The sequence below is a fragment of the Colwellia sp. SU-HH01217 genome (genome assembly GCF_057543495.1).
This window is the reverse complement of the sequence record NZ_BAAJLX010000020.1, coordinates 18,831-32,678: the sequence shown is the minus strand read 5'-3', so window position 1 is coordinate 32,678 and position 13,848 is coordinate 18,831. Positions and strand designations below refer to the sequence as shown.

Annotated in this window: 11 protein-coding genes; 8 read left to right on the top strand and 3 right to left on the bottom strand. The window is 37.1% G+C overall.

Going from position 1 to position 13,848, the window contains the following annotated elements:
- Window positions 1-11: 11 nt before the first annotated feature.
- The 3 genes from AC27G3_RS17255 to rpsT all read right to left on the bottom strand — a co-directional run bounded on the left by AC27G3_RS17255 (window position 12) and on the right by rpsT (window position 3,933).
- Window positions 12-1,613, bottom strand: a complete 1,602-nt coding sequence (locus AC27G3_RS17255; RefSeq protein ID WP_487123732.1) for a GMC family oxidoreductase — start codon at window positions 1,611-1,613, stop codon at window positions 12-14.
- Between the two features lie 130 nt (window positions 1,614-1,743).
- Window positions 1,744-3,435 carry a dipeptidyl-peptidase 3 family protein gene (locus AC27G3_RS17250; RefSeq protein ID WP_487123730.1) on the bottom strand — a complete coding sequence of 564 codons (1,692 nt, stop codon included), beginning with the start codon at window positions 3,433-3,435 and terminating at the stop codon, window positions 1,744-1,746.
- Between the two features lie 237 nt (window positions 3,436-3,672).
- Window positions 3,673-3,933 (bottom strand): 30S ribosomal protein S20, encoded by a 261-nt coding sequence (gene rpsT / locus AC27G3_RS17245; protein WP_487123728.1) that lies wholly within the window; start codon window positions 3,931-3,933, stop codon window positions 3,673-3,675.
- Window positions 3,934-4,234: 301 nt separating this feature from the next.
- Here rpsT and murJ point away from each other — a divergent pair, with 301 nt between their 5' ends.
- From murJ to AC27G3_RS17205, 8 genes are all read left to right on the top strand, one after another.
- Entirely contained in the window at window positions 4,235-5,812 is a 1,578-nt protein-coding gene (murJ, locus tag AC27G3_RS17240; RefSeq protein ID WP_487123727.1) for a murein biosynthesis integral membrane protein MurJ, read from the top strand.
- Between the two features lie 161 nt (window positions 5,813-5,973).
- Window positions 5,974-6,924: a bifunctional riboflavin kinase/FAD synthetase gene (gene ribF, locus AC27G3_RS17235; protein WP_487123725.1), complete on the top strand. Its 951-nt coding sequence runs from the start codon at window positions 5,974-5,976 to the stop codon at window positions 6,922-6,924.
- A 73-nt stretch (window positions 6,925-6,997) separates the two neighbouring features.
- Window positions 6,998-9,838, top strand: coding sequence for an isoleucine--tRNA ligase (gene ileS, locus AC27G3_RS17230; protein WP_487123723.1), 2,841 nt, complete (start codon window positions 6,998-7,000; stop codon window positions 9,836-9,838).
- 92 nt (window positions 9,839-9,930) lie between these two features.
- Window positions 9,931-10,449: a signal peptidase II gene (gene lspA, locus AC27G3_RS17225; protein WP_487123721.1), complete on the top strand. Its 519-nt coding sequence runs from the start codon at window positions 9,931-9,933 to the stop codon at window positions 10,447-10,449.
- A gap of 22 nt (window positions 10,450-10,471) precedes the next feature.
- Complete coding sequence (gene fkpB / locus AC27G3_RS17220) at window positions 10,472-10,912, top strand: FKBP-type peptidyl-prolyl cis-trans isomerase (RefSeq protein WP_487123720.1); 441 nt, start codon at window positions 10,472-10,474, stop codon at window positions 10,910-10,912.
- Between the two features lie 76 nt (window positions 10,913-10,988).
- Entirely contained in the window at window positions 10,989-11,915 is a 927-nt protein-coding gene (ispH, locus tag AC27G3_RS17215; RefSeq protein ID WP_487123719.1) for a 4-hydroxy-3-methylbut-2-enyl diphosphate reductase, read from the top strand.
- Between the two features lie 359 nt (window positions 11,916-12,274).
- Entirely contained in the window at window positions 12,275-12,808 is a 534-nt protein-coding gene (pilV, locus tag AC27G3_RS17210; protein ID WP_487123717.1) for a type IV pilus modification protein PilV, read from the top strand.
- Between the two features lie 28 nt (window positions 12,809-12,836).
- Window positions 12,837-13,844: a PilW family protein gene (locus tag AC27G3_RS17205; RefSeq protein ID WP_487123715.1), complete on the top strand. Its 1,008-nt coding sequence runs from the start codon at window positions 12,837-12,839 to the stop codon at window positions 13,842-13,844.
- Window positions 13,845-13,848: the final 4 nt, after the last annotated feature.

Sequence of the window (13,848 nt, the reverse complement as noted above, 5' to 3'; positions counted from 1 at the left end):
ATTTTAAGACGCTAACTATGCTCAGCTAATATCGAGTCAGCCACTTTAGCAGCTATCATGATAGTCGGAGCATTGGTGTTTCCGCTGATAAGTGTTGGCATTATTGAAGCATCAATTACTCGTAACGCATTAATTCCATGAACTTTTAATTCATTATCAACTACTGCCATTTCATCATTTCCCATTTTACAAGTCCCCACAGGGTGATAAATAGTGTTGGCTTTATTCTTTAAAAACTCATGAAACTCTTCATCACTTTGGCAATTTGCACCAGGGAAGATTTCTTGACCGTTTTTCTCATTTAATGGTGATTGACTCAAGATCTCTCTAGCGATTTTTACCCCTTTTATTAGCGTTCTTACATCATCTGTATGATCTAACATATTAAGCTCAATTTTGGGGTGCAATGTTGCATTATTGCCGTATAAGCTTACCTGCCCTCTGCTTTTTGGGCGCAGTAAACAAACATGTAGGGCAATGCCATAATTAAATAACATCTTTGTGTTTCTACCATGATCGTCCATCGCTCCTGGAATAAAATGAAGCTGTAAGTCAGGACGTTTAATCGAAGGACTAGATTTTATAAAACCACCTGACTCTGCTACCGCAGAAGTTAATATGCCTGATTTGTTTTTGAAAAATTTAAGGCTTTCTTTAATGCCCCACCAAATACTCTTAGGTCTGAAAGACAGTAAGTCAGTGCGATGATGATGGGTAACTACTAAGGTATCTACATGATCTTGTAAATTCTTACCTACCCCTTTAAGTTCATGAACAAGTTCAATGTCATTTTTCGCTAAAGTTTCTTTATCGCCTACTCCTGAAAGCATCAGCAATTGAGGGGAGTTAAAGGCGCCAGCACTTAATAGCACTTCTTTATTCGCGTAAATATGCTGGTGACGGCCTTTAGACTTAAACTGAACACCGCTGGCGCGTTGATCGATTATTTCAATTTTTTCAACTAAAACATCTGTTAGTACAGTTAAATTAGGGCGGCTAAGGTTTGGAGTTAAAAAAGCTTTTGCTGAACTACACCGTAATCCATTTTTTTGAGTGACTTGATAGTAACCAATACCCTCTTGTTTTTCGCCATTAAAATCATTATTTAACGGAAATCCTGCTTTGTTTGCAGCTTTAAAGAACGCTTCGTTAATAGAAGGTTTAGATCGTGATTCAGCAACATTTAATCCACCATTTATACCATGATATTTGCACTCCCCACGTTCTTGATGTTGTGTTGCTTTAAAGTAGGGAAGAACGTCTTCGTAACTCCACCCCTCATTACCGAGTTCAGCCCAATGATCGTAATCTTCACGTTGGCCACGCGTATAGAGCATAGCATTTACCGAACTACTTCCTCCGAGTGTTTTACCACGAGGATTAAAAATTCGACGTTCATTTTGTGTTTTTTCAGGATGTGAATTAAATTGCCAATTAAGCGTTCGGCTTTTCATTAAATCAATAACACCTAGCGGTAAATGAATACTCCAATGTTTATCTTTTGGTCCTGCTTCAAGTAAGCACACTTGATGTTTGCCATTAGCAGATAATCGTTCAGCTAGCACGCAACCCGCTGAACCACCACCAACAATGATAAAGTCATATGTCTTCATTTTTACACCTTTTAAACTACATTTTTACCACTATCGACGAATATAGCCATGTTATCAAGTATAAATTTCAAGTATAAAAAAACCGAATACATTAGGTACTCGGTTTAAAGTAGGGGAGTCAGTGACAAGCTTACAAGCCTAAAACCTGTTTACCTTGTTCAAAAACTATATCAACAGGAATGTTCGCAGCTTCTAAGCGGGCTAAGTCGGTAGCTAAATCAGTTTTAATGATACCGCTAGCAGTAACAAGATCGCTTACGCCTTGATAATCGCCATTGCCTTGCAGGGTTAGTATTAGTTTAGAAAGGCTATTAATTGCTAAAGTCATTTTTTCTATATTTACACTATAAAGGCCTTGTTCATTACGAGTAAATGCACCTTGTTCTTGGAAGTAATTAAAGCGCACCATATTAGCCTTGCCGTGAGCTGAGCTTGCGCCAAAACGAACAGAGCGAAAAATACCTGCTAAAAAGGTTGTATAATAGTCTTCTAACGTCCCGTCGGTAATTGCACCTTTATCGATAAGTTGTTTGATCATGTAAAGCCCTAAAATATCTGCTTTACCTTCTTCTAATGCTGAGGCATGTTCTTTTAATGATTGTCTTACGGTGCCTTTATCATTAATGGTGTTTTTAATGCCTAAGCCATGAGCGACTTCATGAAACATAGTGTTAGCAAAAAAGCCGGTAAAGGTTACGTTTTTTCGTTGCTCAGGTACGATTAACGTGGCGGCAATTGGCATCATAATGGCATCGAATTTTGCTCGCATGGCATTTTTTAATTGTAAGCGACGTGTACCTTTTTCTAACTGTACTTGTTCATCGTTTGGTAGATTAATAGCAATAGTTTTGCTACCGGCATTAGAGTGACCTGCATAATAAATAACGTCATAAGCATTTAAATCTGCATCAGAGCCAGGTACTTCTTGTTTGTATTTTTTAGCAACAGGTAAGTTTTTTTGCAGCTCGGGTAAGTAAGCTGCATACTTAGCAAGCTTCTCACTCCAAGATAAATCTTTGATCAATACATAAGACTCAAATGCGGCTCGATAACCATAGAGTTGATCTTCATAATTTTCGATAGGACCTATTACAACATCAATAGGATTGTTTTTCATATCCATCCAGGCAAAGTCTGAGACTTGATATTGATCGCTACGTAATGCTTCAGCTCTGAGCGTTAAGTAATTGGCAAACTCTTTATCGTCAGCAAAGGTTGCTGCTTTATCTAAAATAGCGGCAATACGATTTATTTGATCAGTATAGGCCTCAGAATAAGCAATCGTCATTAATTTATTTTCTTTGTCTCGACGCACTAATGAGTAGAGGCCATTTTTATCATTAAATGCTGCTTTTTCGAATTCTTCTTTTGTTATATCTTCCGGATAAAATTGAGCTCCTAGAGGTTTATCCTGAACACCTTCAAGAAGTGGTGCATCACCGTTTAACCTGTCCCAAGGGCCATAGTTAATATCAACAAAATTACGCACTTTGTCATTTTTAATGCTAGCCAAAAAGGTTGCTTTATCACGGCCAAAAGCTTGTAACCAGAATAGATCATCAATAATTTTTGAAGCATCAATAAGTAAAGCTAGCATTTTATGTTGATTACTAGATAAGTGACTTAAATCAGCAGATAAGGTAACTGTTTTATATATATCTAGTCGGTTTTCATATTCAGGTAATAGTAATGGAGATTGAGTTGTTAATGCGTCGTTTTTTTCATCGCATGCACTGAGTGTTGTTATTGCAAGTAATAGTACTGCTGTAATTTTAGAATATTTTGCTTTTTTGGCGGTTGTTATTTTCTTGGATAAAATCATTTTATAATCTCGTTAATAATTCGGCATTTATTAAATTTAATTGATGATGCTTCGAAGAGCTGCCGTATGGTTATAGAGACTAAAAAATCTTATCAGTGAGTACAAGTATTAAATGTATAATTAATACTTTAAAAAGAACTTGGTTAAAAAACAGGTATAAAAAAACCGACTAATGTCGGTTTTTTGCTTTTTAATAACTGACGAAAAGCCGTTATTAAATAAAATTCGTATTAAAAACTAAAGCGCTTTAATTGCAGCGTTTAAACGACTCTTGCTACGAGCAGCTTTGTTTTTATGAATAAGACCTTTAGATGCGTAACGATCAAGGATCGGTGTAGCAGCTGCTAGTTCTTTAGTTGCAACTTCTTTGTCACCGGCTTCAATTGCTACGATTACTTTTTTTGTTAAAGTACGCATCATTGAACGACGGCTTGCATTGTGTTGACGACGCTTCTCAGATTGTACTGCGCGCTTCTTAGCTTGCTTTGAGTTAGCCAAGGTGAACTCCTAAAATGTGAATAAATATAGCCTAAATTTAAGGCGAGAAAATATGCCTGTTTTTGAGGGGTATGTCAAGTTAATTCATCGCTTATTTGTTAAAAACCGAATAAGTTGACGAAGTTTGATCGTTCTCAAAGTAGAAATAAGCCAAAATAAAGTTAATGTTTTAATTCTGCGCACATTATAAATTAAATCTGTCGTTTAATCACTTGTTTATCGCGATAAAAACGAGACATAATACTGGCCTAATCTTTATTGCATATATGTGCTTGTTTTGACGGTAAGTTAAGGAAAATTTTTGAGTAAAAAATTAATTAAGTCAGGCATGATTGTTAGTTTTATGACCTTAATATCCCGGGTATTAGGTTTAGTTCGTGATGTTGTTATTGCGAATGTCATGGGCACAGGCGCTTCAGCTGATGTGTTTTTGTTTGCTAATAAAATTCCTAATTTTTTACGTCGACTGTTTGCTGAAGGAGCGTTTGCTCAAGCATTTGTGCCCGTGTTAAGTGAATATCAAGCTAATGATGAGCGTGATGGAACTTATGAAACAAAGCAATTAATTGCTCAAGTTTCGGGAACATTAGGTGTTATTGTTACCTTAGTGACATTATTTGGCGTTATTGCATCGCCTGTTATTGTTATGATTTTTGGACCTGGTTGGTTTTATGATTGGCTTAATGATGGCGCAAGTGCCCAGAAATTTGATTTAGCAGCCACATTACTTAAAATTACTTTTCCCTACCTTTGGTTTGTGAGCTTTACTGCGCTTGCCGGAGCTATTTTAAATACTATGGGGCGCTTTGCCGTTGCGGCATTTTCTCCTGTATTACTGAACGTATCTATTATTGGTGCAGCTATTTATATCTCTCCTCAAGTTTCTGATCCCGCTTATGCACTTGCATGGGGAGTGTTTCTTGGAGGCTTAACGCAATTTCTTTTTCAAATTCCATTTTTAATTAAAGCAGGTGTTTTAGTTAAACCCAAATGGGCGTGGCAAGCAACGGGAGTGGTTAAAATAAGAAAACTTATTATTCCTGCCTTGTTTGGGGTGTCTGTCACCCAAATTAATTTATTACTTGATACGGTTATTGCCAGTATCTTAGTGACGGGGTCAATCAGTTGGCTTTATTATGCTGACCGATTGTTAGAGTTTCCTTTAGGCTTGTTTGGCATTGGTATCGCAACCGTAATTTTACCGAGTTTATCTAGTTTACATGTTCGCAAAAATAATGATGAGTTTAATGCCACAATAGATTGGGCTGTTAAGGTTATTTCCTTACTTGGCCTTCCTGCCTTGGCTGGACTGATGGTGCTAGCCCAACCGATAATAATGGTGTTGTTTATGCGCGGAGAGTTTAACGATCATGATGTCACTCAAGTATCGTATGCTTTATTTGCTTATTTGTCAGGTTTAATGAGTTTTATGATGATTAAGGTATTAGCTCCCGGCTATTACTCACGACACGATACGAAAACTCCTGTGAAAATAGGCATTAAAGCCATGATCGCCAATATGGTATTTAATTTAATGCTAGCGCCATTTTTCGGTTATGTCGGTTTGGCTTTGGCAACATCGATGTCGGCGACATTAAATGCCTTTTTGTTATACAGAGGGTTAAAAGCTGAAAATGTTTACCGACTATCGACTAAAACACTATGGTTTATTGTTCGATTAATCGTTAGCGCGTTATTAATGAGTATAGTGGTTTATTATTTATCTCCAAGTTTTGAACGTTGGCTAACACTGAGCTTTATCGAACAGATAACACAGCTAGTCATTTGCATTTTATTGGGAGGATTAAGCTATTTTATCGCAATTTTTATTTTAGGTATTCGATTAAGTGATTTTAAAGTACAAAAAAGCACGAGCTAATACGATTTCAATGCTGATTCTTCACTCAGAGTAATATATAATTCTTCGGCTTTATTATGATCATTTTTGTTTAATCTTGCATTAATCGGTATTAAACAAGTATTTATATTTTTTTATAGTGTTTTTGAGGGCTTAAGTTTTTCTTAAGTTATCTGGTTTAAATGCAGTTAGTGCGCGGTATACATAACATTCAGTTAACTGATAGCTCTTTAAAAAAAGGCTGTGCATTAACGATTGGTAATTTTGATGGTGTACATTTAGGTCATCGACGTGTTATCGCGGCGCTTGTTAAGAAAGCGAACGAATTAAATTGCGAAGCAGTTGTTTTGGTGTTTGAACCACAGCCTCAAGAATTATTTTCACCAGAAACAGCACCAGCAAGGTTATGCCGATTAAGAGATAAATATCATTTATTAGAGCAATTAGGTGTAGATCGATTAATCTGCGTAAACTTTAATCGAAAATTTGCCAATCAGTCAGCCCAAACGTTTATTGAAAACCTATTGGTCAAGCGGTTGGCAGTAAAACACTTAATTATTGGTGATGATTTTCATTTTGGTAAGAATAGGCAAGGAAATTTTGAAATGTTATGCCAAGCCGGCAAACAATTTAATTTTTCTGTTACCGATACGGCAAGTTTTAAATTAGCTGACTGTCGAATTAGTAGTACTGAAATTCGACAAGCATTAGAAGAAGACAGACTAACGGATGCTGAAGTTATGCTTGGCCGACCTTATTCGATTATTGGTCGAGTTTTTCATGGCGATAAAAGAGGCCGTGAGATAGGCTTTCCAACAGCTAATGTCTCTTTAAAAAGACGAGTGTCACCAGTTGCAGGTGTTTATGCTGTTAAGGTAACTACTCGAGAAGGTAATTATTTTGGTGTTGCTAATATAGGTAGTAGACCAACAGTTTCAGGAAAAAAAGCACAATTAGAAGTACATATTTTTAATTTTAATAATGATTTATATGGGCAACATATTGAAGTTACCCTTTTGAAAAAGCTAAGAAATGAAATGAAGTTTGAGTCAATTGATGCATTAACGCATCAAATTGATTTAGACAGTAAACAAGCGCAAACTTTTATAGCAAGTGAATATAAAAGAGATTAAGCGTGAAAGCATAATGAAAAGTAAGACATCTAACAGTAAATTAACACGTTAACGACAGCGGATATTGATTTAAATGAGTGATTATAAACATACCTTAAATTTGCCTGATACAAGTTTCCCTATGAAAGGAAATATGGCGAATCGTGAACCACAAATGCTTAAAGATTGGGCGAGTAAAGACTTGTATGGTCAAATTCGTGCGGCAAAAAAAGGCAAAAAGTCATTTATATTGCATGATGGCCCTCCATATGCGAATGGTGATATTCACTTAGGGCACTCAGTTAATAAAATTCTTAAAGATATTATTGTTAAATCAAAAACACTTTCTGACTTTAATGCACCGTATGTGCCTGGTTGGGATTGTCATGGTCTGCCAATTGAATTAATGGTTGAGAAAAAAGTTGGTAAACCTGGACATAAAGTTTCAGCGAGCGTTTTTCGTGAAAAATGTCGTGAATATGCAGCTAAACAAGTTAATGGTCAACGTGAAGATTTTAAACGATTAGGTATTTTTGCTGATTGGGAAAAGCCTTATTTAACAATGGATTTTGACACTGAAGCTAATATTATTCGTTCGTTGGGTAAAATTGCTGAAAATGGTCATTTACATCAAGGGTTTAAACCTGTGCATTGGTGTACAGATTGCGGCTCTTCTTTAGCGGAAGCTGAAGTTGAATATAAAAATAAGCAGTCTCCAGCAATAGATGTAAAGTTCAGTGTTGTGGAGCAATCAGTTGCTGATAAGTTTGATCACCCTGAACAACACGAAGGTGAAGGCAATATTTCTGTTGTTATTTGGACTACAACGCCGTGGACATTACCAGCTAACAGAGCTGTGTCAGTCAATGCTGATGTTGAATACACCTTAGTGCAATGCGAAACTGCGCAAGGAAAAGAACGATTAATCTTGGCTTCTGATCTTGTTACTTCATGTATGGACCGGTATGGCATTGATAAATACCACGCGTTAGGTTTTTGTAAAGGTAGTGAACTAGATTTAGTTGCACTTAAACACCCGATTTATGATTTTACCGTTCCGGTGATTTTAGGTGAGCATGTTACAACTGATTCAGGTACGGGTTGTGTTCACACCGCACCGGGCCATGGTGTGGAAGATTTTGAAGTAGGTAAACTTTATAATTTAGAAGTGGCTAACCCGGTTGGTGCAAATGGTGTTTATTTAGAAGATACCCCTTTGTTTGCTGGCCAGCATGTTTTTAAAGCCAATGCTAATGTTGTTGACACATTAAAAGAGCACGGAGCGTTATTACATCATCATGCAATGGAGCATTCTTATCCTCATTGCTGGCGTCATAAAACACCACTTATTTTTCGTGCAACACCTCAATGGTTTATTAGCATGGACAATAAAGGGCTTCGTCAAGACTCATTAAATGAAATTGAAAAAACACAATGGATCCCAGACTGGGGCCAACGCCGTATTGAATCTATGGTAGAAGGTCGACCAGACTGGTGTATTTCACGTCAACGTACGTGGGGCGTTCCAATGGCATTGTTTATTCATCAAGACACTGGAGCACTTCACCCTCGTAGTATTGAACTTATTGAAGAAGTTGCTCAGCGTGTTGAAAAATCGGGAATTCAAGCTTGGTTTGATATGGATGCAGCAGAGCTTATTGGTGACGATGCGAAAGAATACATTAAAGTGCCAGACACTTTAGATGTTTGGTTTGATTCTGGCACTACTCATTATTCAGTCGTTAATGCTCGCGAAGAGTTTGATGGTATTGCCGATTTATATCTTGAAGGCTCAGATCAACATCGTGGTTGGTTTATGTCATCGATGATTTCTTCCGTTGCAATGAATGGTAAAGCACCATACAAGCAAGTATTAACTCATGGATTTACTGTTGATGTTAATGGTCATAAAATGTCTAAATCATTAGGCAATGTGATCACGCCAGCTCAAATTACCAGTAAAATGGGAGCAGACGTTTTGCGTTTGTGGGTTGCTTCTGTGAATTATACTCAAGAAATTACGGTTTCTGATGAAATTTTTAAACGTCAGTCAGATGCTTATCGTCGTATTCGTAATACTTCACGTTTCTTACTAGCTAACTTAAATGGTTTCGAGCCAGCGAATCATACAGTTGCCTTTGATGATATGGTTGCTTTAGATCGTTGGGTAGTCGGTCGTGCGGCACAATTACAAGAAGAAATCGAAGCAGCGTATAACGAATATGAGTTTCATGTAGTGGTACATAAAATCATGAATTTTTGTACGACAGAGCTAGGAAGTTTTTACCTAGATATTATTAAAGATAGACAATACACCGCAAAAAGTGACAGTGTTGCACGTCGTTCTTGTCAAACAGCAATCTACTTAATTGCTGAAGCTATGACACGCTGGATGGCGCCTATTCTATCTTTTACAGCTCAAGAAATTTGGCAAGCGCTGCCTGTAGCTGCAAATGGCGAAGCACGAGAAGAGTTTGTTTTCACGAGTGTTTGGTTTGACGGATTAGAAAAGCTACCAGAAAATACTGAGTACAATAGTGAGTATTGGAATGATTTATTACTTATCCGCGCTGAAGTTAACCGCGCTATTGAACTCGCTCGTAAAGAAAAAGTGATAGGTAAAGCTTTAGAGGCGACGGTAACTTTATATGCAAGCCAAGCTCTTGCTGATAAGTTATTCTCATTAGGTGAAGAATTACGATTTGTTTTAATTACCTCTGGTGCCTCTGTGGAAGTTGTAACCGAGCAACCCGCTAATACAACAGCAACTGATATTGACGGGTTATGGCTTAGTGTCGCCCAATCTAACGGTACTAAGTGTGAGCGTTGTTGGCACTTTACTGATGATATTGGTCAAAACGAGACACACTTAGATTTATGTGGACGTTGTGTGACAAATGTTGATGGTGATGGTGAAGTTCGTCATTTTGCATAAATAAAAGCCTCGAAGTTACCCGATAACTTCGAGGTTATTTGAATCAAGGCTGACATAGATTCCTGTGTTGGTTGTAAGGTATTAAAGATCACATGAGCACATCTGTTTCATTAAAATCTAGCGGGTTAAGCTGGCTAGGACTCACATTTGTTTTTTTAATTATGGACCAAGTCTCTAAACATTTAGTTGTGGCGAGTTTTGATTTATATGAGTCAATGCAAGTTTTATCATTTTTTAACATTACCTATGTTCACAATACTGGTGCTGCCTTTAGTTTTTTGGCAGACCAAGGAGGTTGGCAACGTTGGTTTTTTACTGCTGTTGCAGCTATTGCCAGTATCGTTTTTACAGTATGGTTAGCGAAAACACCCAAGAGTCATACTTTGTTGAACGTTGCGTTTGCTTTAATGCTAAGTGGCGCATTAGGCAATTTAATTGATCGAGTGCTTTTTGGTTATGTAATCGACTTTTTAGATTTTTACATTGGTGATAGTCATTGGCCTGCATTTAATGTTGCAGATTCCGCTATTTTTGTTGGTGCAGCCCTGATGATTATTGATTCATTTGTTAATGATCAAAATGATGCAGAGCCGACTAAACTTAAAGAATAAATTAACAAATAAGTGAAACTGAATGACAACGAATAACAGCATTACCAACAACTCAGAGATTATTGTTCATATTACTATGAAACTTTCTGATGGCTCAGCAGCTGATAGCACTAAAGTTAATAATAAACCTGCGAAAATAATCATGGGAGATGCGAGCATATCTCCAGCATTTGAAGCACAACTTATTGGTTTAAAAGCAGGCGAGAGTAAAGAGTTTACTTTAAGCGCAGCAGATGCTTTTGGTGAATCTAACCCTGACAATATTCATTATATGGATATTGATAAGTTTAATAGCGATGTGCCTGCTGAAGTGGGCAATATTATCACTTTCACACAACCTGGTAATATTGAATTACCGGGTGTGATTAGAGAGGTGTCAGGGACTTCTGTTACTATTGACTTTAATCACCCGTTAGCCGGACAAGCAGTAACATTTTTAATTGACGTTGTAGAAATACACTAAACTAGAGCTAAATAGAGCTAAATAGAGCTAAATAGAGCTAAATAGAGCTAAATAGAGTTAAATGAGTGAGTAAATAATGGAAATTATTTTAGCTAACCCTAGAGGTTTTTGTGCCGGTGTTGACCGCGCTATTAGTATTGTTAATCGAGCCTTAGATTTATTTGATGCGCCAATTTATGTTCGCCATGAAGTTGTACATAACAAATTTGTGGTTGATGGTTTGAAGGATCGTGGGGCTATTTTTGTCGATGAACTGGTTGAAATACCAGACGACAGTACAGTAATTTTTAGTGCTCATGGTGTATCTAAAGCGGTTCGCAATGAAGCAAAAAATCGTGGTTTAAAGATTTTTGATGCGACTTGCCCTTTAGTTACTAAAGTTCATATGGAAGTTTCTCGTACTAGTCGTAAAAATGTTGAATGTATACTTATTGGTCATGCAGGACACCCTGAAGTTGAAGGCACTATGGGCCAGTATGATAGTGCTGAAGGCGGTATATATTTAGTCGAGTCGGTTGAAGATGTCTCCAAGCTGACGGTTAAAGATGCCAATAAACTTTATTATTGTAGCCAAACAACTTTATCCGTTGATGATACAAGCGATGTTATTGATGCATTACGAGTAAAGTTTCCCAATATAGAAGGGCCGCGTAAAGATGATATTTGTTATGCTACGCAAAATCGCCAAGACGCAGTAAGAGCAATCGCTTCAGAGGTTGATTTATTACTTGTTGTTGGTGCCAAAAATAGTTCTAATTCCAATCGATTACGAGAAGTTTCTGAAAAACTCGGTACAACGGCTTATTTAATCGATACCGCAGATAATATTGAAACCTCTTGGCTACCTGTCAATAAAATAGGGGTTACTGCAGGTGCATCAGCACCGGCAATTCTAGTTGAGCAAGTCATCGAAAAGCTAAAAAACCTTGGTGGTCATCAAGTTATAGAATATCCTGGTCGTAAAGAAGATATAGTGTTTGCGGTACCTGTAGAATTACGCTAATCTTAAAGATGGTAGGAGATTAGACAAATTCTTAACGGTTAGTTAACATTTTTTTAAATTTTCAAATAATTAATAAAGACCGTGAGTAGTAACGAAACACTTAACAATATTTTTAAATACAACAAGATAGGATAGTCTTCAATTTATAAATTTAGGTGATTTAACTACTCATTATATGGATATAGGATATGGGTTAATGCGGTTTTCGTACGCGTTTTTTAACACATATAGTCAATTTTTAGAGGCTTTTACGCGAGTAAAAATAGCCTTGCTCTCCTTGTTGTGCAAAAAATATAATATTTTCCTCGTTTTTATGTCATTATCTTCTAATCACTTTTATTTAAATCTTAGGAGCTCGTATGAGACCTAAAGCATTGTTTTCTATAAAACAACAAAAACAAAATGGCATGACGTTCATTGAAATACTGATTGCATTAGTCGTGTTAGTTACTGGTATTCTTGGTGCTGTTGCAATGCAAGCAACCGCTAAAAAAGGCAGTATGGATGCATTGCAACGCTCAGTAGCCTCGGCATTAACGCAAGATATACTAGAGAGAATGCGCAGTAATGATATTAATGAGCTAGGCAATTACGCAAATACCTACACCGCAGCCGCACCTGTCGAATTAACAACGTGTTTTACAGCAGGTACTTTATGTACTCCAGCAGAGTTACGTGTTGAAGATTTAGTACAATGGCGACAAGGTTTGTTTAGTTTGATTGATGGCGTGGGTTGTATCGCCGTTAATAATAACCAAGTAACTATAACAGTTAGTTGGCAAGGAAGAACGAGCACTCAAGATGGAGCAAATAATAATAGTGTTGCAGCCCAAGGCTGTGGCACTTCAAGCGATACTAGACGTCAAGTGGTTTTACAATCATTCGTTATTTAAGTACAAAGTTTTATATTAAGAGAATTATATGAAAAACAGGCAACAAGGTTTTACTCTGATAGAAATTATTTTGTCACTTTCCGTAGGCTTAGTGCTTTTTGCTGGCATTATGAGTGTGTTTGTTGGTATGAGAACCACCACCCAGGAAACAAATAGTTTAGGTACCTTACAAGAAAATGGTCGTTTTGCATTAAGCGTACTTACTGAAGATTTGATGAGACAAAACTTTCGAGGAGATTTGTTTGGACAACTTGACTCTAGTACAACAACAGGGGTTGGCTTACCAGCATTTCCCATTGCAGGTGACTGTATAGGCGAGGGGCTTAACAATGCGACTTTTCCACAAAATGTAAATGCGAGCTTTAAAACGCTATGGGGAATAACTGTATCTGCAGGTAATCCTAATCCTGTCAATTGTATAAATGATGCCCGTGTTAATTCAGATATTATATTGCTAAAAAGAGTGTTTACCGATCCATTACCTCCTCAAGCTGATGGAACTCCTTCAAATCCTGCCGATGATCGTTACTGGTTGAATGCTAGTTCAGAAAGAGGTGTCTTTTTTCCTGGTACTTTGGCCGTGCCAGATATTAATATGAGCCGGTTATGGGAATATCAACACCATGTTTATTATGTTAGAGATGAAGCGCAAGGTGCAGATACTGTTCCTGTACTTATGCAAGGGACTTTAAGTAATGGCGGAGCAAGTTTAATTACATTTCAACCGTTAATTGAAGGTATAGAAGTTATTCATTTTATGTACGGTGTTGATAGCGATGATGATGGAGTTGTCAACGCGTATATTTCTGCAAGAGAAATGTCAGATAATAATTATTGGAACACCAGTGAAGTCACAGTAAAAGCAGTAAAAGTGTATGTGTTAGCAAGAGACCAATTACCGGACAACGATTATGATAATACTAATACTTATTTACTGGGCGACCTTGAAGTAGTACCCGATGATAATTATCGCAGGTTATTACTGGTGTCGACTGTGACGTTACATAATTCAGGTTTTGAAGCATGGTTAAATTAGAGAG